The organism is Rhizobium sp. CF080, from assembly GCF_000282095.2.
GTDB lineage: Bacteria > Pseudomonadota > Alphaproteobacteria > Rhizobiales > Rhizobiaceae > Neorhizobium.
On sequence record NZ_AKKC02000002.1, the window covers coordinates 560,715 to 582,362 of the forward strand.

Annotated in this window: 19 protein-coding genes and 1 other RNA gene; 15 read left to right on the plus strand and 5 right to left on the minus strand. The window is 64.7% G+C overall.

Annotated elements, in window-relative coordinates:
- Positions 1–15: 15 nt before the first annotated feature.
- The 4 genes from ffs (at position 16) to PMI07_RS04040 (ending at position 3,068) form a co-directional block, all read left to right on the plus strand.
- Positions 16–112: signal recognition particle sRNA small type (ffs, locus tag PMI07_RS33915), an RNA gene on the plus strand.
- 86 nt (positions 113–198) lie between these two features.
- Complete coding sequence (locus PMI07_RS04030; RefSeq protein WP_024163541.1) at positions 199–2,085, plus strand: DNA polymerase III subunit gamma/tau; 1,887 nt, start codon at positions 199–201, stop codon at positions 2,083–2,085.
- Positions 2,086–2,103: 18 nt separating this feature from the next.
- Entirely contained in the window at positions 2,104–2,427 is a 324-nt protein-coding gene (locus PMI07_RS04035) for a YbaB/EbfC family nucleoid-associated protein (RefSeq protein ID WP_007769411.1), read from the plus strand.
- 29 nt (positions 2,428–2,456) lie between these two features.
- Positions 2,457–3,068, plus strand: a complete 612-nt coding sequence (locus PMI07_RS04040) for a LysE family translocator (RefSeq protein WP_007769409.1) — start codon at positions 2,457–2,459, stop codon at positions 3,066–3,068.
- On the opposite strand, the gene PMI07_RS04045 is transcribed toward PMI07_RS04040, so the two are convergent.
- Positions 3,065–3,676: an MOSC domain-containing protein gene (locus PMI07_RS04045; protein WP_007769408.1), complete on the minus strand. Its 612-nt coding sequence runs from the start codon at positions 3,674–3,676 to the stop codon at positions 3,065–3,067. The two genes, PMI07_RS04040 and PMI07_RS04045, sit on opposite strands and share 4 nt — an antisense overlap.
- A gap of 52 nt (positions 3,677–3,728) precedes the next feature.
- Between PMI07_RS04045 and recR the strand changes: the two genes are divergently transcribed.
- On the plus strand, positions 3,729–4,334 hold the full coding sequence (recR, locus tag PMI07_RS04050; RefSeq protein ID WP_007769406.1) for a recombination mediator RecR: 606 nt from the start codon (positions 3,729–3,731) through the stop codon (positions 4,332–4,334).
- A 323-nt stretch (positions 4,335–4,657) separates the two neighbouring features.
- Entirely contained in the window at positions 4,658–5,926 is a 1,269-nt protein-coding gene (locus tag PMI07_RS04055; protein ID WP_024163542.1) for a lytic murein transglycosylase, read from the plus strand.
- Here the strand turns inward: PMI07_RS04055 and PMI07_RS04060 are convergent, their stop codons facing one another.
- Complete coding sequence (locus PMI07_RS04060) at positions 5,927–7,579, minus strand: MFS transporter (RefSeq protein WP_051484076.1); 1,653 nt, start codon at positions 7,577–7,579, stop codon at positions 5,927–5,929.
- Positions 7,580–7,801: 222 nt separating this feature from the next.
- Here PMI07_RS04060 and rimP point away from each other — a divergent pair, with 222 nt between their 5' ends.
- The 9 genes from rimP (at position 7,802) to PMI07_RS04105 (ending at position 19,090) form a co-directional block, all read left to right on the plus strand.
- The gene (gene rimP / locus PMI07_RS04065; RefSeq protein ID WP_007756431.1) at positions 7,802–8,392 is read left to right on the plus strand and encodes a ribosome maturation factor RimP; all 591 of its coding nucleotides are present in this window, start codon (positions 7,802–7,804) and stop codon (positions 8,390–8,392) included.
- 66 nt (positions 8,393–8,458) lie between these two features.
- The gene (nusA, locus tag PMI07_RS04070; protein WP_007756426.1) at positions 8,459–10,075 is read left to right on the plus strand and encodes a transcription termination factor NusA; all 1,617 of its coding nucleotides are present in this window, start codon (positions 8,459–8,461) and stop codon (positions 10,073–10,075) included.
- Complete coding sequence (locus PMI07_RS04075) at positions 10,072–10,776, plus strand: RNA-binding protein (protein WP_007756425.1); 705 nt, start codon at positions 10,072–10,074, stop codon at positions 10,774–10,776. Before nusA ends, PMI07_RS04075 begins: the two co-directional genes overlap by 4 nt.
- A gap of 100 nt (positions 10,777–10,876) precedes the next feature.
- Entirely contained in the window at positions 10,877–13,702 is a 2,826-nt protein-coding gene (infB, locus tag PMI07_RS04080; protein ID WP_024163543.1) for a translation initiation factor IF-2, read from the plus strand.
- 605 nt (positions 13,703–14,307) lie between these two features.
- Positions 14,308–15,066, plus strand: coding sequence for a 2-dehydro-3-deoxy-D-gluconate 5-dehydrogenase KduD (gene kduD, locus PMI07_RS04085; protein ID WP_037085504.1), 759 nt, complete (start codon positions 14,308–14,310; stop codon positions 15,064–15,066).
- Positions 15,067–15,406: 340 nt separating this feature from the next.
- A complete protein-coding gene (exbB, locus tag PMI07_RS04090) occupies positions 15,407–16,498 on the plus strand; it encodes a tonB-system energizer ExbB (protein WP_197032463.1) in 1,092 nt (363 codons plus the stop codon).
- 6 nt (positions 16,499–16,504) lie between these two features.
- Positions 16,505–17,020 carry a TonB system transport protein ExbD gene (gene exbD / locus PMI07_RS04095; RefSeq protein WP_024163545.1) on the plus strand — a complete coding sequence of 172 codons (516 nt, stop codon included), beginning with the start codon at positions 16,505–16,507 and terminating at the stop codon, positions 17,018–17,020.
- Positions 17,017–18,048: an energy transducer TonB gene (locus tag PMI07_RS04100; protein WP_007766357.1), complete on the plus strand. Its 1,032-nt coding sequence runs from the start codon at positions 17,017–17,019 to the stop codon at positions 18,046–18,048. The genes exbD and PMI07_RS04100 overlap by 4 nt, the downstream gene beginning before the upstream one ends.
- Before the next feature lie 52 nt (positions 18,049–18,100).
- Positions 18,101–19,090 carry an Ldh family oxidoreductase gene (locus PMI07_RS04105; protein WP_007766356.1) on the plus strand — a complete coding sequence of 330 codons (990 nt, stop codon included), beginning with the start codon at positions 18,101–18,103 and terminating at the stop codon, positions 19,088–19,090.
- Here the strand turns inward: PMI07_RS04105 and PMI07_RS04110 are convergent.
- The 3 genes from PMI07_RS04110 to PMI07_RS04120 are packed head-to-tail and all read right to left on the minus strand — an operon-like array spanning position 19,087 to position 21,613.
- Positions 19,087–20,460 carry an ABC transporter permease gene (locus PMI07_RS04110; RefSeq protein ID WP_007766354.1) on the minus strand — a complete coding sequence of 458 codons (1,374 nt, stop codon included), beginning with the start codon at positions 20,458–20,460 and terminating at the stop codon, positions 19,087–19,089. The two genes, PMI07_RS04105 and PMI07_RS04110, sit on opposite strands and share 4 nt — an antisense overlap.
- Complete coding sequence (locus PMI07_RS04115; protein ID WP_007766348.1) at positions 20,457–21,146, minus strand: ABC transporter ATP-binding protein; 690 nt, start codon at positions 21,144–21,146, stop codon at positions 20,457–20,459. Before PMI07_RS04115 ends, PMI07_RS04110 begins: the two co-directional genes overlap by 4 nt.
- A 2-nt stretch (positions 21,147–21,148) precedes the next feature.
- Entirely contained in the window at positions 21,149–21,613 is a 465-nt protein-coding gene (locus PMI07_RS04120) for a hypothetical protein (protein WP_007766331.1), read from the minus strand.
- Positions 21,614–21,648: the final 35 nt, after the last annotated feature.

Here is a 21,648-nt window from a genome sequence, read left to right on the forward strand (position 1 = left end):
ACGATATGGACGGTGGGAGGTTGGTGGTGGACGAGCCACTCGCCAACCGGGTCAGGTCCGGAAGGAAGCAGCCCTAACGAGCCAGGCACGGGTCGCCGTGCCAGCCTCCCACCCTTTTACGTGTACTACCATCTTGGTCAGCTTCCGGCCCGGTCAAGACCGTGCTCAGGATTGGCCCGCGCAGGCTGGCAGGACTGAATGAGCGATACCGGGCCCACATCTCCAAGCACTCCTGCCGCAAACGCGGCTGCCGGCAGCGCATACCGAGTGCTCGCCCGCAAATACCGCCCCAAGGATTTTTCGGACCTGATGGTCGGCCAGGAGCCGATGGTCCGCACGCTGACCAACGCGTTCGAGACCGGCCGCATCGCCCAGGCCTATATGCTGACCGGCGTTCGCGGGGTCGGCAAGACGACGACTGCCCGCATCCTCGCCCGCGCGCTGAACTACAAGACGCCCGATATCGACAAACCGACCATCGACCTGCGCATCCCCGGCGAACATTGCCAGGCGATCATGGAAGGCCGGCATGTCGACGTGATCGAGATGGACGCCGCCTCCCATACGGGCATCGACGACATCCGCGAAATCATCGAGCAGGTGCGCTACCGCCCGGTCTCGGCGCGCTACAAAGTCTATATCATCGACGAAGTGCACATGCTCTCGACGCAGGCCTTCAACGGTCTGCTGAAGACGCTCGAAGAGCCGCCGGAACATGTGAAGTTCATCTTCGCGACGACCGAAATCCGAAAAGTTCCGATCACCGTGCTGTCGCGCTGCCAGCGCTTCGACCTGCGCCGCATCAGCGCCGCCGATCTGGTAGGGCTGTTCACGACGATCCTCGAAAAGGAAGGCATCCCGGCCGAGCAGGAGGCGCTGTCGATGATCGCCCGCGCCGCCGAGGGTTCGGCGCGCGACGGCCTGTCGCTGCTCGACCAAGCGATCGCCCATGGCGGCGGCAGCGTGATCGCGGAAACCGTGCGCGGCATGCTGGGGCTTGCCGACCGCGCCCGCATCGTCGACCTTTTCGAACATATCGTGCGCGGCGACGTGACGGCGGCGCTTTCGGAATTTACGGCGCAATACGAGGCTGGCGCCAATCCGGTCGTGGTCTTGACCGACCTTGCCGATTTCACCCACCTGACCACCCGCTTCAAATATATCCCGGACGCCGCCAACGACCCTTCGATCAGCGAAGTGGAGCGCGTGCGCGGCCGGGAATTTGCGGACGGCGTGGCGGTCAGCACCCTGTCGCGCATCTGGCAGATGCTCTTGAAGGGTATTCCGGAAGCGGAAAACTCCTCGCGCCCGGCGGGTGCCGCCGAAATGGTGCTGATCCGGCTGACGCATGCGGCCCATCTTCCCTCGCCGGAAGATGCCGCGCGCAGGCTTGCGGATTTTTCCAATGGCGACGGCCAGCGGGCGCCGGTTCCGAACGGCAATGGCGGCGGGCGGCCCGTTTCGCCGCCGCAATCGCCGGTCAATGCGCGCGGCACGGAAATGTCGGCCCCGCGTATTCCGGCCGGCGGGCCGACCGCCATGCTGCAGGCCGTGCCGAATACCATGCCGCGGGAAATCCCCGTCGGCAGCACGCAAGAACAGCCGGCCGAAAAGCCGGTGCCGAAGGTTGCGGTCAACTCGATATCGGATATCGCCGATCTCTGCTCCAAGAACCGCGATCCGCGGCTGAAGGCGCTGTTGCGCAATTTCGTGCGGCTGGTGAAGCTCGAGCCGGGCCGGCTGGAGATCAACCTTTCCGGCGATGCGCCGAAGACCATTGCCGGCGACCTGAAGGCACGGCTGGAGGAATGGACCGGGATCACCTGGTGGGTGACGCTCAGCAACGAGGCCGGCGAGCCGACCCTGGTCGAATCGGAAAAGAGCGTGCGGGAAGCGCAGTTCACCGACGCCCGCGCCGATCCGGACGTGGCGGCGATCCTCGCCCAGTTCCCCGGCGCCAGGATTACCGACGTGCGTATCCGCGTCAGCGAAGAGGATGAGAGCGAGACCGAGGACCTGCCGGCAGCGGCGACCGCGGAATCCGAAGAGGGCGACATCCTGCCCGGCGACGACATCGAGCTATAAGAGAAGAGGACGAGACAGATGCGCGACATCATGGGCATGATGGGCAAGGTCAAGGAAATGCAGGCCAAGATGGAGCAGATGCAGGCGGAAATCGCCGCTCTCGACGTCGAAGGCACATCCGGCGGCGGGCTGGTGACCGTCCATCTCAACGGCAAGGGCGAGATGCTGGCCTTGAAGATCGATCCGTCGCTGTTCAAGGAAGACGACGTCGAGATCCTCGAAGACCTGATCGTCGCCGCCCACAAGGCCGCCAAGGAGCGTGCCGAGGCGATCACCGCCGAAAAGACCAAGGAACTGACCGCCGGCCTGCCGATCCCGCCCGGCTTCAAGATGCCGTTCTGATCCTCGTCTGATGGACTAGGGAGGTTCCGATGACGCTGACATCCATGATCGTCTTTGCCGGTGCATTGTTCATCGCCGCCGGCACGCCCGGCCCCAGCATCGCCGCGCTCGTTGCGCGGGTGATCTCGAAGGGCACGCGCGGCGTGTTTCCCTTCCTGATCGGCATGTGGGTCGGCGATGCGGTGTGGCTTACGGTGGCGGTCGCGGGACTTTCGGCGATCGCCGAGACGTTCAACCACGTCTTCGTCGCCATCAAATGGCTCGGGGTCGCCTATCTTCTCTATCTCGCCTGGAAGATGTGGACGGCTTCGCCGGATACGTCCGAGGCAGAGCTGCCGGAAGCGCGGTCGAGCCTCAAACTGTTCTTCGCGGCGCTGTCGGTGGCGCTCGGCAATCCGAAGATCATGATGTTCTACATCGCGCTGCTGCCCTCGATCATCGACATCCATGCGATCAATACGCTGGGCTGGGCGGAGCTCCTCGCCTGCCAATTCCTGGTGCTGATGACGGTCAACCTCTCCTGGATGTTCCTCGCCGGAAAGGCACGCGGCTTCCTGAAGAGCCGCCGTGCAGTGCAGATCGCCAACCGGGTTTCGGCCGGCGCGAAGGCGAGTGCGGCCGCGGCGATCGCGACGCGCTAGTTCTCGAAGGTCGGCCGCCAGCGGCTGCCGATGGGGGCCGCAAGAAAACGGGCTTTTTCAACGTCTGACAGGTTTTTGCCGACGGCGGCCAGCATTTCCGCGATCGTCACCCGCTCGCCGGCATAGGGTTCGCGGCGGACGGGATCGCCGGGCGAAACCATGCCGGATTTGATGACCCGGCAATAGATGCCGGGACGGCCGCCGTTCTTGTAGGTCTTGACGAATGTCGGGTCGCCCATCTTCACCGCGAACGTGTTGCAGGGAGAGCGGGCGCAGCTCGCTTCGAGGACGACCTCGCCGATATAAAAACGGTCGCCGGCGGCGACATCGCGGTTGTCGAGGCCCTCGACGATCAGGTTCTCGCCGAAGGTACCAGGCGGGAGATCCCGGCCAAGTTCCGCCGCCCACCAGTCCAGCGTCAGCGACCCCTCGAGCAGGATCGCCTGGTCTTCGCCGCCGTGGTGTTTCGTGTTGCAGACCGCATCGCCGACGAGGCCGAGGTTGTCGATCATGACGGCGGCATTGACGGCCGACTTGTAGATGCCGGTCTTGAAACTCTTGCCCGGCAGCTTTTCCGGACGACCGAGACAGATGGCGAGAAGTTTCATGAGCGGTCCTTCCGCGATTCCGTTTTTCAAGCATATGGGCTAAAGGGAGAACATGGCAAAGCGAGTCACCGGCCCCGAAATCGAAAAACTCATCCAGCTTCTGGCAAAGGTCCCCGGACTTGGGCCACGCTCGGCGCGCCGGGCGGCGCTGCACCTGATCAAGAAGAAGGAACAGCTGCTCGGACCGCTTTCAAGCGCCATGGGCGAGGCCTATGACAAGGTGAAGATCTGCTCGCGCTGCGGCAATGTCGATACGGTCGATCCCTGTACCGTCTGCACCGACATCCGCCGCGACCAGACGATGTTGATCGTCGTCGAGGACGTGTCCGATCTCTGGGCGCTGGAGCGGGCGGGCGCGATGAACACCGCCTATCACGTGCTCGGCGGCACGCTGTCGCCGCTCGACGGCATCGGGCCGGACGATCTCAACATCCGCGGGCTGATCGACCGGGTGAACGAAGGCGTCATCCGCGAGATCATCATCGCCGTCAACGCGACGGTCGAGGGGCAGACCACGGCACACTATATTACCGACCAGCTTTCGGGGATCGACGTGAAGATCACCCGGCTGGCGCACGGGGTGCCGGTCGGCGGGGAGCTCGATTATCTCGACGAGGGCACGCTGACGGCGGCGCTTCGGGCGCGGACGGCGATTTAAAGGAAGCATAGAGTATGTGGAGACGTACCCCATCTGCCTCGCTGGTTGGAGCCTTGATGAGGATAACGTTGAGCAAGCTCGCCCCCCTCTGCCCTGCCGGGCGTTCGGCACTGCGATCGATTCGCTGGATCGATCGCTCCGGCTTCGCCGGACCGTGCCTCACCCCCCTCAAGGGGGGAGATCGGCCAGAGGCACGCCCTTCGCTTCCTATTAAGAATCCCACGCCGAACTCCATCAGGCGACGCATACCGTACTTCTTCCAATCGCTTGCTGTGATTTGGGCAGAACGTCACCCCCATCCGATCTCCCCCCTTGAGGGGGAGATGTCCGGCAGGACAGAGGGGGGTGCCTCCAGGCGAGTCCTCGCATTGGTTTTCGCCATATTCACAACCCTCCTCCCCCTCCCCGCTCTCGCCCAGAACCGTCCCGATGTCGAAAAGCAGTTCCAGCGATGGATCGCCGGCGATCTGGGACCGGTGGCCAGGAAAGCGGGGATTTCCGAGAAGACGTTGAAGGCCGCCTTTCAGGGCGTGACGCTGAACTGGGACCTGCCGGACCTGGTGCCACCGGGTTCGGAGCCGCCGAAACAGCAGGACCAGAGCCAGGCGGAGTTTTCCTCGCCGGGGGCCTATTTTTCCGAAAAACGCCTGCAGGGGCTCGCCGCCACCGGCCGCGGGCTTGCAGAAACCTATTCGGCGGCGCTGAAGAAGATCGAGGCGACCTATGGCGTCCCGGGCGAGATCGTCGTCGCCATCTGGGGCCGCGAATCCGGGTTCGGCAAGGCGCGGATGCCCTATTCCGCCGTGCAGGTGCTGGCGACCAAGGCCTTCATGTCGACCCGCAAGGACATGTTCCGCGAGGAACTGATCGCGGCGCTGAAAATGATCGAGCGGGGCGATGTGGATGCGGGCACGATGAAGGGCTCCTGGGCCGGCGCGCTCGGCCAGCCGCAGTTCATGCCGTCGAGCTATCTGAAATACGCCGTCGACTTCGATGGTGACGGCCGTCCCGACATCTGGAATTCGGTACCGGATGCGCTCGCCTCGATTGCCCACTATCTGCAGAAGGAAGGCTGGCAACGCGGCCGCGACTGGGGGTTCGAAGTGACGATCCCCGCAAAGGTTTCCTGTGCGCAGGAAGGGCCGGATCTCGCCAAGCCGATCTCGGCCTGGGCGGCGACAGGCATCACCCGCGTTACCGGCAAGGCGTTTCCCGCGGCAGATCTCAAGGCGGATGGCATGATGCTGGTGCCGGCGGGGCGCAACGGGCCGGAATTCGTCGTCACGCCGAACTTCTACGTGATCAAGGAATACAACAACTCGGATCTCTACGCGCTGTTCATCGGCAATCTGGCCGATCGGATCGCTTCCGGCGCCGGACCGTTCCAGGCATCCTGGGGCGATGTCGGCAAGATGCTGCGCTCGGACGTTCTCGCCATGCAGAAGGCGCTGGTCGCCAAGGGCTACGATGTCGGCAATGTCGACGGCCTGCCGGGCTACAAGACCCGCCGGTCGCTCGGCGACTGGCAGGCGAAGAACGGGATTGCCCCGACCTGCTTCCCCGATCCGTCGCTCAAGGGAAAGATCAGGTAGTCAGTGGTGCAGGTCGGGCGGCGACTTGTGGAAGATATCGTCGCTCGGCGGGATCGTCTGACGCTCGATCATCCGGTGGACGCGCGGGTCTTCTTCGCCGCGATGAAGAACGCGGATTGCATCCCAGACCTCGGCATCCGCCTGGGTACGGCGCTGGTTGTGGCGCACGTAATCGGCCCAGGTGGCGGTGTGATAGGTCTCCGTCCAGATTTCCGGATGTTCCAGATCGCGCATCAGCGCCCATTGCCGCGCACCGTCGCGGATGCGGATGCGGCGTCGCTGCGACATCAGCGCCAGGAACTCGGCCACGTCCTCGTCGGCGATAATGTAGTCCACCAGCGAGACGATCGGCCCGCTGCGCGGCTGCAGGTCGAGGCCCAGCAGCGGCACGTTGAACCGGTTGAGCGGATCGAGATTGGCATCGCTGAACTGCGGCAGAGGCAGACGCATGCCGATGACGGCGCCAAGCAGCATGACAAGGCTCGACAATGTCAGCGCGATCGAGACGCCGAAGGTGTCGGACAGGATGCCCCACACCCAGCTTCCGCCGGCTATGCCGCCGAAAGTCGCCGTCTGATAGAAGGATAGCGCGCGGGCGACCACCCAGCGCGGCGTCGAAAGCTGCACTGTCGTGTTGAACAGCGACAGAGCCAGAACCCAACAGGCACCGGGCACCAGGAGGACGAGCGCCGTCAGCGCCGTGCTTGAACTCAGGCCGATGATTGCAGCGCTCGCGGCAAAACCGAGAAAGGAAAGGCGGACGATCGATTCGCTCGACAGCTTTTCGCGCAGCCGCGAATTGCCCATGGCGCCGGCGATCGCGCCGACCCCGAAGGCGCCGAGCATGATGCCATAGGTCAACGGGCCGCCGGAGACCAGATCGCGCGCGACGATCGGCAGAAGCGCCAGGACGGCACTCGCCGAAAGGCCGAAGATAAGGCCGCGGAACAGCACGTTGAGAATGTTCGGCGACATGACGACGTAGCCGAGGCCTGCCGAAAGCGCCCGCAGCAGCGTCTCGCGCGGCAGCGCATTGTCGCGGCTTTCCGGTTTCCAGCGGATCAAGGCGTAGATCAAGGCGAAATAGCTCATCGAATTGACAGCGAACGCCGCGGCAGCGCCAGCAGCCGCAACGATCGCGCCGCCGATCGCGGGGCCGACGCTGCGGGTGATGTTGAAGCCGACGCTGTTGATCGTCACCGCGGCCGGCAGCACCTCGCGAGGCACCATGTCGCCGACCGAGGCCTGCCAGGCCGGGTTGTTGAGGGCCACGCCGCAGCCGAGAAGAAAGGTGAATGTCAGAAGCAGCCAGGGCGTCAGGAGGTCGAGATAGGCGAAGACCGTCAGGGTGAGCGAGACGGTGAGCATGAAGAACTGTGCCGTCAGCATCAGCGTGCGGCGGTTGACGTTATCGGCCAGCGCGCCCGCAATCAGCGAAAAGAGCATGATCGGCAGCGCCGTCGAGGCCTGGACCAGCGCAACCATGTCCTCGGAATCGGTAATCGAGGTCATCATCCACGCCGCGCCGACGGCCTGGATCAGACTGCCGAAATTGGAGGCGAGGCTGGCGATCCAGATTGTTCTGAATGTCGGGTGCCTGAAGGGAGCCAGGGTCGATATCCGATCGGGCACTTTTGTCCTCGTTCTTTTCATGCGTCGTCCCGAACGGTTATAGACCTGACGGAACCAAATTCCAGTCGCCAAAGCCCCGGAATATGCGACTCTTGCAATCGGGGGGCTGAAAGCGTATATGCACCCCATATTCTTGATCGTCCGATGAAGAGTGGGCCCCACCGGACCCGCTCTTTTTTGTTAGGCGATCACTGTAACCCAGACATTGGGCCCAGCCATGGGGCAATGATTGCCGGAGAGCTTATGCCGCAAACCGAATACGAGCCGCGGCTCATCATCGAGACCGGGCTTGACCTGAGGGTCGCCGAAATCATCGAGCCAGTCCTGACGGCCATGGACTACCGCCTGGTGCGCGTCCGGATGCTGAACCAGAACGGCGCGACGCTGCAGATCATGGCCGAGCGCAATGACGGGACCATGGATGTGGACGGCTGCGAAGCGGTGTCCGTGGCGATTTCGCCGGTTCTGGATGTAGAAGATCCCATCGATCGGGAGTATCATCTGGAAGTGTCCTCGCCGGGCATCGACCGTCCGATGGTGCGCAAGTCGGATTTTACCCGCTGGCTGAACCATCTGGTCAAATGCGAAACGTCGATCATGATCGACAACCGCAAGCGGTTCCGCGGCAAGATCACGGAAAGCAATACGGACGGTTTTACGATCGAGCGGGATCAGGTCGCCTATGGCGAGGAACCGCGGGTGACGATCCCGTTTTCGGCACTGGCCGAGGCAAAGCTCATTCTGACCGACGATCTGATCCGCGACGCGCTTCGGGCCGACAAGCTCGCCAAGGCGCAGGCCGCGAACCAGAACGGCGAAGAAGACGACGAATAAACGAACAGAGACCAGGGGCCCTTTCGAGCAGAGGCCTCATCTTTTGACCTACGGAGACCAACGACAATGGCAGTGAGTGCGAACCGGCTTGAACTTCTGCAGATCGCGGATGCAGTGGCGCGCGAAAAGGTCATCGACCGGGAGATCGTGCTGGCTGCGATGGCCGACGCCATCCAGAAGGCTGCCCGCTCCCGCTACGGCTCGGAAACCAACATCCGCGCCGATATCAATTCCAAGACCGGCGAAATCCGGCTCCAGCGCCTGCTGGAAGTCGTCGAGCACGCCGAAGACTACGGCACGCAGATCCCGCTGGCGCTGGCGCTCGACCGCAATGTCGATGCCAAGATCGGCGACTTCATTGCCGACCCGCTGCCGCCGATGGATTTCGGCCGCATCGCCGCCCAGTCGGCCAAGCAGGTGATCGTGCAGAAGGTGCGCGAAGCCGAGCGTGACCGTCAGTTCGACGAGTTCAAGGACCGCGTCGGCGAAATCGTCAACGGTACCGTCAAGCGCGTCGAATACGGTAACGTGATCGTCGACCTCGGCCGCGGCGAAGGCATCATCCGCCGCGACGAAATGATCCCGCGCGAAAACATGCGCTACGGCGATCGCGTCCGTGCCTATGTCTACGATGTCCGTCGCGAACAGCGCGGCCCGCAGATTTTCCTGTCGCGTACCCATCCGCAGTTCATGGTGAAGCTGTTCACCATGGAAGTGCCGGAAATCTACGACGGCATCATCCAGATCAAGTCGGTCGCCCGCGATCCGGGTTCGCGCGCCAAGATCGCCGTCATCTCGAACGATAGCTCGATCGATCCGGTCGGCGCCTGCGTCGGTATGCGCGGTTCGCGCGTCCAGGCCGTGGTCGGCGAGCTTCAGGGCGAGAAGATCGACATCATTCCGTGGTCGCAGGATCCGGCGTCGTTCATCGTCAACGCGCTGCAGCCGGCAGAAGTCGCCAAGGTGGTTCTCGACGAGGATGCCGAGCGCATCGAAGTCGTGGTTCCGGACGAGCAGCTGTCGCTTGCCATCGGCCGTCGCGGCCAGAACGTCCGCCTCGCGTCGCAGCTGACCGGCTGGGACATCGACATCATGACGGAAGCCGAAGAGTCGGAGCGCCGCCAGAAGGAATTCAACGAGCGCACCAACCTCTTCATGGACGCGCTCGACGTCGACGAAATGGTCGGCCAGGTGCTGGCTTCGGAAGGCTTTGCCCAGGTCGAGGAACTGGCATACGTCGATCTCGACGAAATCTCCTCGATCGACGGTTTCGACGAAGACACCGCGACCGAAATCCAGACCCGCGCCCGCGAATACCTGGAGCGGATCGAAAGCGAGATGGATGCCAAGCGCAAGGAACTCGGCGTCGAGGACGAACTGCGCCAGATCGACGGCTTGAACGCCCAGATGCTCGTCGCGCTCGGCGAAGACGGCATCAAGACGATCGAGGACTTTGCCGGTTGCGCTGCCGACGACCTCGTCGGCTGGAGCGAACGCAAGGACGGCGTGACGAAGAAGTTCGAAGGCCTGTTCTCGAAGTTCGACGTTTCCCGCGTCGAAGCCGAGAACATGATCGTCCAGGCCCGCCTGTCGGCAGGCTGGATTACCGAGGAAGATCTCGCAAAGGGTGCCCCCGAGCCGGAAGCTGAAGCGGAGGAGGCGGACGCCGTAGAGCAGGAATGATCCCGCTCGCGAATGAGCCGGAAGAGAACGATGACGGACCTGTCGATGATGACCTGGGCGAGATCGTCGTGAACGGCCGTACCTGCATCGTCACCCGCGAGGCGGGATCGCCGGAAACGCTGATCCGCTTCGTGGCTGGCCCGAACGGCCAGGTCGTGCCCGACCTGAAGCGCCAGCTTCCGGGCCGTGGCTGCTGGATCAAGGCTGAACGGTCGCTCGTCGACCGGGCGGTTCAGAAAAAGCTCTTCGCCCGGGCCCTCAAGGCCGAGGCGAAGGCGGATGTGGATCTCGGCGCGCTGGTGGATCGCCTGCTCGCGGCCGATCTCGTCGGCATGATGAACATGGCCCGCAAGGCGAGCCAGTTCGTCACCGGCGCCACCAAGGTAGATGCCGCCGTGCGCTCCGGCGCGGCGCTCGCAGTATTCCATGCGGCCGATGCGGCCGCCGATGGAGTGAGGAAAATAGACCAGGCCCGCAAGGCCTGGAAGCTCGGTTCCAATACCGGGGAAGACATTCCGTCCTTTTCGCTCTTCACCAGCGCGGAATTGGACGAAGTGATGGGCCAGAATGCTTTTATCCATGCTTGCGCGCTTGCAGGGCAGGCGGGTGAGGGTGTAGTGAAGCGCGCAACCATGCTCGAAAGGTACCGCGATGTCGGTCAATCCGGAGCAGATGGCGGCGCTGGCCAGCGAAAACTATGACGCGGTCACCGGCGAATGCCGGCCGCCATTTTGGATGTACGGATTAAACGACGGGTTCTGATGGCTTCCATCCGTTCCTGTCCGAAGGAACAGGAACGGAATGACCGACAACAAAGACGATAAGACACTCGGCGTAAAGAAGACCCTTACACTGAAGCCATCTGGGATGAGCCAGGGTACCGTCCGTCAGGACATGGGTCGCGGCCGCACCAAGGCCGTCGTCGTCGAGACAGTGAAGCGGCGGCCGACCCGGCCGCTGGACGAAAAGCCTGCAATCACGCCTGCAGCAGCCCCGGCGCCCGCGCCGCGGGTGGTAGAGGCCGTTGCGCAGCAGCCGGTCGCTCCCCAGCGTCCGCCGCAGCCGCAGGCGGCTGCTCCCGCGCCGCGCATCCACCAGCCCGGCTCGCAGAACCAGCGGCCGCAACAGCCGCAGCATGGCCAGCGTCCGCCACAATCCAGCCAGCCGCAGCGCCCGCAGCAGCCCAACCAGCCGCAGCGTCCGCAGCAGTCCGGCCAACCGCAGCGCCAGCCGCAACGCCAGGGCGGTGCCGTATTGCACGACCTCTCCGCCGGCGAGATGGAAGCCCGTCGCCGCGCACTGATGGAAGCGCAGGCCCGCGAAGTCATCGAGGCCAAGCAGCGCGCTGAAGACGAGGCACGCCGCAAGGTCGAGGAAGAACGCCGCAAGATCGAGGAAGCCGCCGAGGCTGCCCGCCGCGCCGCCGAACCTAAGGTCGAGCCGGTCGAAGCCCCGGCAGAAGTTCCTGCCGCCGCACCCGCAGTTGCCGAAAAGCCCGTCGAGCGCGCCGCCACCGGAGCCCCTGCGGGCCGTCCGGGCGAGGCACGTCCGCAGGCTCCGCGGCCTGCAGCACCCGGTGCTGCGCCCGCTGCACTGCCGGTTGCCGGTCGCCGCAAGGGCGCCGACGAAGAAGACGAGGATCGCGGCCCGCCGCGTGGCGCCCCCGGCCGTGGCCGCGTCGCCGCTCCGGCTCCCGCTAAGGTTCCGGCCCGCCCGAAGACCGAGGACGAACGCCGTCGCGGCAAGCTGACGGTGACCACGGTCAGCACGGACGAAGACGGGAATGCCCGTGGCCGTTCGATGGCCGCGACCCGCCGCCGGCAGGAGAAGTTCCGCCGCAGCCAGATGCAGGAAACGCGCGAAAAGGTCATGCGCGAAGTCATCCTGCCGGAAACCATCACCATTCAGGAACTGTCGCAGCGCATGTCCGAACGCGCCGTCGACGTCATCAAGTACCTGATGAAGGAAGGCCAGATGATGAAGCCGGGCGACGTCATCGACGCCGACCTCGCCGAGATCATCGCCGGCGAATTCGGCCATACCGTCAAGCGCGTCTCGGAATCCGACGTCGAAGAAGGCATCTTCAACAAGGCGGACGACCAAGGCGAGCTGGTTTCCCGCCCGCCGGTCGTCACCATCATGGGTCACGTCGACCACGGCAAGACCTCGCTGCTCGACGCCATCCGCCATGCGAACGTGGTCTCCGGCGAAGCCGGCGGCATCACCCAGCATATCGGCGCCTATCAGGTCGAGCAGAACGGCCAGAAGATCACCTTCATCGACACCCCCGGCCACGCCGCCTTCACGGCGATGCGTGCCCGTGGTGCGCAGGCGACGGATATCGCGATCCTGGTGGTCGCGGCCGACGACAGCGTGATGCCGCAGACGATCGAATCCATCAACCACGCCAAGGCGGCCGGTGTTCCGATCATCGTGGCGATCAACAAGATCGACAAGCACGAAGCCAAGCCGGACAGGGTCCGCCAGCAGCTTCTGCAGCACGAAGTCTTCGTTGAATCTCTGGGCGGCGAAGTGCTCGACGTCGAGGTTTCGGCCAAGAACAAGACCAACCTCGACAAGCTGCTCGAAGCCGTGCTGCTGCAGGCCGAAATCCTCGACCTCAAGGCCGACCCGAGCCGTACGGCGGAAGGTACCGTCATCGAAGCCCAGCTCGACCGCGGCCGCGGTGCGGTTGCGACCGTCCTGGTCCAGAAGGGTACGCTGAAGCCGGGCCAGATCATCGTTGCCGGCGATCAGTGGGGCCGCGTTCGCGCGCTCGTCACCGACAAGGGCGACCACGTCAAGGAAGCCGGTCCGGCGACTCCGGTCGAAGTGCTCGGTCTTTCCGGCACGCCGGCTGCGGGCGACAAGTTCGCAGTCGTCGAGAACGAAAGCCGCGCGCGCGAGATTTCCGAATATCGCCAGCGTCTTGCCCGCGACAAGGCGGCTGCCCGCCAGTCCGGTCAGCGCGGTTCGCTCGAACAGATGATGAGCAAGCTGCAGGATACCGGCTTCAAGGAATTCCCGCTGGTCATCAAGGGTGACGTGCAGGGTTCGATCGAAGCGATCATCGCCTCGCTCGACAAGCTCGGCACCGACGAAGTTCGTGCCCGCATCGTTCACTCGGGTGCCGGCGCCATCACGGAATCGGATATCTCGCTTGCCGAGGCTTCCAACGCCGCGATCATCGGCTTCAACGTCCGTGCCAACGCCCAGGCCCGTACGGTCGCCGAGCGCAACGGCATCGAGATCCGCTACTACAACATCATCTACGATCTGGTGGATGACGTGAAGTCGGCGATGTCGGGCCTGCTCTCGCCGGAACGCCGCGAAACCTTCATCGGCAATGCCGAGATCCTGGAAGTGTTCAACATCACCAAGGTCGGCAAGGTCGCAGGTTGCCGTGTCGTCGAAGGCAAGGTCGAGCGTGGAGCCGGCGTCCGCCTTATCCGCGACAACGTCGTTGTCCACGAAGGCAAGCTCAAGACGCTCAAGCGCTTCAAGGACGAAGTCGGCGAAGTGCCGATGGGTCAGGAATGCGGCATGGCCTTCGAGAACTACGAGGACATGCGCGTCGGCGATACGATCGAATGCTTCCGCGTGGAGCATATCACGCGCACGCTGTGACCTCCGGCGACGAGCCTCAGCAGTTTCAGGAGCCGTCCGTGAGTTTCACGGACGGCTCCTGGCATTTTGACTACGTGCTTTCCGATGCGGAACTCGGGGAGGGCATCGATCTCGTCGTGCAATACCATTTCGAGAGGCGGCAGAAGCTGATGGGATTGCTGGGGTTTTACGATGCCTTGGCAAAGAGGTTCCGAAAGACGGCCCCTTCCCCGCTTATTGTTTCTGAGAAGCGCGAGATTCGCTCCATAAAGGCGGAATTCGGACCCGACATCGTCCGGGCGCAGGGCGACGGCCTGCTGATCGAACTGGATACGAAACGGCTCAGGAAGTTGATAACGCTGGGCAACTGGCTGGTTCTTTTCTATGACGGCGGGCATCTGCTTTTGCCCCGGCGAATTTTTCCCAACGACACAACAGCCGAACGTTACATCAGCTATGTTCGTGGCCTGATACGCCGCCGCCGCCAGCGCGCCACGCACCCAACGCTTTTACCCCGCTTTCGACATCAACCCGTGACGTGGAAAAAATTTTCAGCTTCTACCGAGGGGCTCGCGACGATAAGCATCTGCGCTATATCCGCATTTTCCAGTTCCGAGGAGGACAACATGGCTGTTTCATTCGACCTGACGGGCAAGACGGCGATCGTCACCGGCGCCAATACCGGTCTCGGCCAGGCGATTTCCGTGGCGCTGGCGCAGGCCGGCGCGGATGTGGCGCTGGTCGGCCGCTCCTCCATGGCCGAGACGGAAGCAGCGGTCGGCGCGGCGGGCGGGCGCAGCCTGTCGATCCAGGCGGATCTTTCGACGCTCGAACCGGTCGATCGGATCATCAGCGAAACGGTCGCCTGGACCGGGCGCGCCGATATCCTTGTCAACAATGCCGGGATCATCCGCCGGGCCGACGCGATCGATTTCACCGAGGCCGATTGGGACGCGGTGATGGACGTGAACCTGAAGACGGTGTTCTTCCTCTCCCAGGCATTCGCACGCCGGCTGATCACCGAGGGCAAGGGCGGCAAGATCGTCAACATCGCCTCGCTGCTCTCCTTCCAGGGCGGTATCCGCATTCCTTCCTATACCGCCTCGAAGAGTGGTCTCGCCGGCCTGACCCGGCTGCTCGCCTGCGAATGGGCGGGCAAGGGCATCAACGTCAACGCCATCGCGCCGGGCTATTTCTCGACCAACAATACCGAGGCGCTGCGCAACGATCCGGACCGCAACGCGGCGATCCTCGGCCGCATCCCGGCCGGACACTGGGGCCAGCCGGAAGAACTCGGCGGTGCCGCCGTGTTCCTCGCCTCGCCGGCCTCCGACTATATCCATGGCATCGTGCTGCCGGTCGATGGCGGCTGGCTGGCGCGTTAGCCGCCGACCGGCCTCATTTTTCGGCAAGGGAAGGCCCATCCATGCGCAAACGGGGTAACGATCCCCGATCCCGCGTTAATTTGATCGGCATTCTCAATATTTATTAGTTGCCATTTGTACTCATGTTTATTATCCGGTAGCTGCAACATCGCGAACCCGGCGGCAGTGGCCGGCGGCGTTCCGGTGTCCCGTTTCCGACATTGCCGACCTGCGCCCCAGCGTTGTCCGCCATGCCGAATAGTCCGGAGTATCGCCTGCCATGCCCGCTGCCCTGAAGCCCGCTTTTTCGATGCGCCAGCCGATCAGGAGCCGGTTACCGATCGCTCTCGCGGCCCTGGCGATGACGGCTTGCGCGGTGATGGCGCAGGCGCCTGCTCCCGATGCTTCAACGCAGCCGCAGGCGACGTCGCCTTCCGGTGCACACCCAACTCCAGCGGCTCCTGCTCCTGCCACGCAGGCAGCGCCGCCAAGCGCCCGCACGGCGCCCGAGCCGGCAGCACCCCCGGCTGCGTTCCCGCCCGCTGCTCCGACCGCCGCACAGCCGGCCAACCCCGTTGCCACGCAGCCGGAAGCTTCCGCGCCGCAGCCGGCCGCGCCGGCCGAAGCGCCAGCCAACAATACCGCCCAGCCCGCATCGGCCCAGGCACCGGCGGCGCGCCAGCCGATCGACATGTTCACGCAGTTCCTTGAGCCCGAACGGCGTTCGGACCTGCCGCACAACCTTTCGCCCTGGGGCATGTTCATGGCGGCCGACTGGGTCGTCAAAGGCGTGATGATCGGGCTCGCCTTCGCCTCGCTGGTCACCTGGACCGTCTGGCTCGCAAAGACGCTGGAGCTTGCGGGCGCCCGCGCCCGCGCCGCACGGACGCTGAAGGTCATCCGCATCTCCCGCACGCTTTCGGAAGCCGTCGGCGCAGCCGGTGGCCGCGGCGGTCCGGCCGCCCTGATGCTCCGATCCGCCGCGGAAGAAATGCAGCTCTCCGAGGCCGCAATCGACCATGCCCATGGCGACGGCGTGAAGGAGCGGGTCGGCTCGGCGCTTTCCCGCATCGAGGCCTATGCCGGCCGGCGCATGTCGCGCGGCACCGGCGTGCTCGCGACGATCGGCTCCACCGCCCCGTTCGTCGGGTTGTTCGGCACCGTCTGGGGCATCATGAACGCCTTCATCGGCATTTCGGAATCGCAGACCACCAACCTCGCCGTCGTCGCGCCCGGCATCGCGGAAGCGCTGCTTGCGACCGCGATCGGCCTCGTTGCGGCCATTCCGGCGGTTGTCATCTACAACGTCTTCGCGCGCTCCATCACCGGCTATCGCCAGCTGCTGGCGGATGCCGCAGCGGGTGTGGAACGGCTGGTGAGCCGCGACCTCGATTTCCGCAAGGTTCCCCCGGGCGGCCGCAAGGCGCCGGTCTCGCTGGTGGCAGGGGGCTGATCAACCATGGCCGGCGGCATCCGCGAACAGCACGGCGACGAGCTTTCCGAGAACCACGAGATCAACGTGACGCCGTTCATCGACGTCATGCTGGTGCTGCTGATCATCTTCATGGTGGCGGCGCCGCTGGCGACCGTCGACGTCAATGTCGATCTTCCCGCCTCAACCGCCAAGCCTGCGGAACGGCCGGAAGAACCGCTCTACCTGACGGTCAAGGAAGACCTGAGCCTCAATATCGGCAATGACGCCGTGCAGCGCGAGCAGCTTGCGGCGACCCTCGATCGTGTCACGGAAGGCAAGAAGGACACTCGCGTGTTCCTGCGTGCCGACAAGGCGGTCGACTACGGCCAGTTCATGGAGGTCATGAACCTCCTGCGCGATTCCGGTTACCTCAAGATCGCGCTCGTCGGCCTCGAAACGCTGCCCGGTCCGCCGGCACCGGCAGCCGCCCCGGCCGGCGGTGTTCCTGTCGCGGCGCCGCCAGCCGCACCTACCATTCCGGCAGCCGGAGGCAACCCATGAGCCTCGTCGTCTCGCAGGCAGGTCCGGGCGGACGCGTCGGCGAGCTGGCGCTGTGGGGTGCTGCCGGGCTGTTGATGCTGACGGTGCATTTCGGCGCCGCGGCCTATCTGATGCGCGAACAACCGGAGGTGCTCGCCGACAACGCACCGCCCGCGGCGATCATGATCGAGCTCGCGCCGGAGCCGGAATCCGCCAATACCGAAGAGGAAAAGATCTCTCCTGATATGCAGGAGCAGGAGCAGGTGGTGAGCGAGCAGACCCAGCCGATCGAGGAACCGCAGCCGGAGCCCGTCGAGCAGCCTCAGCCCGAACCCGAGCCGATGCCTGAGCCTGTTGCCGAACCTGTTGAGCAGCCGGTCGAGCCGCCGCCGCAGGAAGTTGCCGAGCCGGTCGAGCCCGAACCGGTGCAGCCGCCCGTGGCGGAACCGCCGCCGGAGCCGGAGCCCCAGGTCACCGAAACCATCCCCGAACCGCCGCCGGAACCGATCGAAGAGATCAAGCCGGTCGACGAACAGATGACGGCGGCGCTGGAAAATGTCGAAGTGCCGTTGCCGGCGATGCGGCCCCTGCCGCCGCCGGTCGCGGAAAAGCCGCCGGAACAGCCGAAAAAGCCGGAGCCCAGGAAGGAGCCGGTGAAGAAGGTCCAGAAGCCTAAGCAGCAACAGCAGCAGGCCCGGCCGGACATGGCCGAGGCGAAGATCCAGGCCAAGCAATCGGACCGCACGGCCGCTATCCAGAACTCCACGAGCCTCTTCTCTGCGTCGGTCTCGCCGCAGCAGTGGATGACGCGCGTAAGAACGAAGATTGCGCGGTACGCCCGCAAATGCCCCGGCAATGGAACCGGCGTCGTGACGGTCCGCTTCAGCTTCGACGGCAGTGGCAACATCGGCAGTGTCTCGGTTGCGGGGTCATCGGGCAACGCGTCTATCGATGACTATGTCGCGTCGGCTGTCCGGCGTGCTTCGCCAATCCCTGCGCCGCCCTCCGGTGTTGCAAGTTCACTCAGCCAGCCGGTAAAGTGCGAATAACCGCCTGATTTCCTCGCGGTGTTCGCCCCCTGACCTGATCTGGATTTCCAGCATGCACATGACCCTTACCGAAGCCGAAACGCTCGTTCAGAGCGTTTTCGAAGCCAATGGCGTTATCGCCGACACCGCTCGCTCCGTCGCCCATGCGCTCGTGCATGCGGAAGCTGCCGGGCAATATGGCCACGGGCTGCGCCGCGTTCCCGCCTATATCGGCCAGGCCCGCACCGGCAAGGTGGATGGCAAGGCCAAGGCCATCGCCACCCGGCCGCGGCCGGCGGTGCTCGTCGTCGATGCTGCATTCGGTTACGCCTACCCGGCCTTCGATATCGCGGTTGCCGAACTGCCTGCAATCGCGCGGGAACAGGGCATTGCGCTTTGTGCCGTCCATCGCTCGCATCATGCGGGCGTCATGGCGCTGACCGTGGAGCGGTTTGCCGAGCTCGGCCTCGTGGCGCTGATGTTTGCCAATGCGCCGGCCTCCATGGCCGCCTGGGGCGGCAGGAAGCGGCTGTTCGGCACCAACCCGATCGCCTTTGCGACACCGGTCGCCGGCGAGGATCCGCTGGTCATCGACCTGGCGCTCTCGACCGTCGCCGCCGGCAAGATCATGGCCGCGCGCCAGAAGGGCGAGAGCATTCCCGAAGGCTGGGCCTTCGACGCCGACGGCAAGCCGACCACCGATCCGCACGCGGCCCACAAGGGCCTGATGGCGCCCTCCGGCGGCGCCAAGGGTGCGGCGCTGGCGCTGATGGTGGAGATCCTGTCGGCGGGCCTGACCGGCTCGAACTTCTCCTATGAGGCAAGCTCGTTCATGGACGAGAAAGGCCTACCGCCCTCGGTCGGCCAGACGCTTGTTGTCATCGATCCTTCCGCAAGCACCGCGTCGGCGGCGGAGCGGATCGCCGAACTGGCTCACGAGATGGCTTCCGAAGAGGGCGTGCGCCTGCCCGGCCGGCGCGGCCAGAACGCCCGCCGGACGGCGATCGAGCAGGGGCTGGACGTCGAAGACGAAGTGATCGCGGCGATTAAGGCCCTGGCCTAGGCCCGCAGGGCTGCTGCGGGCGACTGGCGGTAGGCGAGGATGGCAGGCACGGCGGACAACACCGCCGACGCGGCGAGCAGGATCAGCGCTAGGCGCAGGTCTTCGCCCGTAAAGCCGACCGGCAGGACGATGCCGCTCTTGACGGTGAAGGCATTGGCAATCAGCCGGGCGGCGGCAAGGCCGGTCAGGAAGCCGAGGCCGATGCCGAGTGCCACCAGCAGGAAAAGTTCGAGCCAGACGATAGCGAACACCGAGAGCCGCGGCGCGCCAAAAGCCCGGAGCGCGCCGATCTGGCGCCTCCGCTGGCCGATATGGGTGACGGTGACCAGAACCAGCGCCGCCGCCACCAGCCCTTGCGAGCCGGCGGCCACGGCGCTCAGAACCATCTTGGCATCGCCGAGCGTCGCATAGAGCCCGGTGAGCACTTCGCCTGGGAAAACCGCAAGCGTATTGCCGTTGCGATATTCCTGTCGGAGCTTGTAGGCATCGGCGATCGTCTTCGGTTTTACGAGGACGGCGGGAAGACCCGGCGCATCTGCCGCAAAATTCTCGTCGATAACAGCGTCCGCATCGATGCCGCCGTGATGATCGTGATCCTCATCGGGACGGCCAGCGGCAGCGGCCTCGCCTTCGTGCTGATGATCTTCGGCATGTTCGCGCGCCGCTTCCAGCGGCGTGTGGCCATGCTCATCCGTGGCGGCCGCTGCCTGCGTCACCTGTGCTTCGCCTTGGTGATGTTCTTCTTCCTCCTCATGCCCGTGATCGTGGCCGAGGCCATGGACATGCCAGACGGCCTGGATCGGCACGAGAATGGCGCGATCCCAGGGCGTGCCCGTCGGTGGCAGCTTGCCGGTCACATGGTATACGACGCCCGCATGGGTCTCGCCGCCCATCTGCGCCGTGCCGTGCATGGGTTTGACTTCGGCGCCGACCGGCAGCTTCACCGCCGCGCCGACCACCGCCTCGCCCTCCTTCTCGAACATGCGGCCTTCAGCAAAGCCGGAAACGGTGCTTCCGATCAGCGCGCGGGTCGTACCGACCAAAGGGTAGCCGGCAAAGGAATCGCCGAAGCCGACCGGCGCCGCCCAGGCAACGCGGGGATCCTTCGAGAGCTTCGCCAGCACTTCGCCCGGCATCAGCGGCAGCGGTGCCGGCTGCAGGAAGATCGAGGAGAGCACAAGTTGGGTCTCGCTGCCCGCCGCGCCGATGACCAGATCGAACTTGTCGGCGGCGCGGGCGCTGCCGAGGCGCAGAGCGCGTTCCTGGAGCGTGACGGTGACGCCCAGCGCCGTGGCAAGCGCCACCAGCAGCACGACGACCACGGCCCCCAGCCAGAGGCGGCGCAGGTCGGCCGCAATGAAGCGGATCATGCCGCCACCTCTTCGCGAAAACTGTCGGCAACGATGCGGCCGGCGCGCAGCGTGATGCGGCGGTCCAGGCGATCGATCAGCCGCTGGTCATGGGAGACGACGATCAGCATGCTTTTCGTCTCGGTCGCCATGTCGAGCAGCAACCGGCCAACGGTTTCCCCGGCCTCCACGTCGAGGCTGGCGGTCGGTTCGTCGGCAACGATCACGCCCGGCTTGCGCAGGACCGCACGGGCGATGGCGACCCGCTGCATCTCGCCGCGCGACATGGTCTCGATCTTCTGGTCCGGGCGGGAAAGGCCCACACCGTTGAGGAGATCGTGCGCACGCGCGATCAGCGCCTTATCGGCAACCCGCGCCAACCGCGCCGGCAGAAGCACGTTCTCGACCGCCGAAAGGCCGGGAAACAGATGGAAATCCTGCATGACGAGGCCGACATGTTCGGCCCGCCAGCGATCCCGCGCCGTCTCCGAAAGCCGGGTAATATCCTTGCCGCTCCAGAGGACCTTGCCGGACGTGGGGCGTTCGAGCCCGGTGATGACATTGATGAACGTGCTCTTGCCGGAACCGGAACCGCCGGTCACCGCCACATGTTCGCTCGGCCTGAGCGCCAGATGTTCAACGACAAGCACGGGTGCATCGAGGCCGGGAAAGGCGACCGCCAGTCCGTCTACGGCGAGTTCGAGCATGGTCAGACCGTACCGTATTCGGCCTGGCGCAGGCGCAGCAGGCTGACGAAACCGGTTTCGGGATCGGTCCAGGAGCCGAATTCGAGCTTGCCGCGGACTTCGATCGTCTGGCTGGGCTGGGTGAATGTCTGTTTTTCGTCGAGATAGACGACGATGATATTGTCCGGCCAGTCCGCATCGGACGAGCAGAAGGGGCAGAGCGCCATCGGCACTTCGGTCAGCACGAAGAAAGCGGCTTCGGCCTTCAATGGCGGCGCCATGAAACCGCGGATCGCGACCTGCCGACCGGCCAGCTTTTTTACCTTTTCGGAAAATTCTAGGCCAAGGACGCTGTACTTGCCATAGAGTTCGCCAAAGCCGAGAGAATCGGCGGCGACCGCGGAACGGGTTGCCGCAAGCAGCGGGGCGGCGGCAGCCAGACCGAGCACGGAACGGCGGTTGAAACCCAGGGAAAAGAGCTTTTCCACGAAACCCTCCTGAAACGGTATTCCCGGCCGAGTTC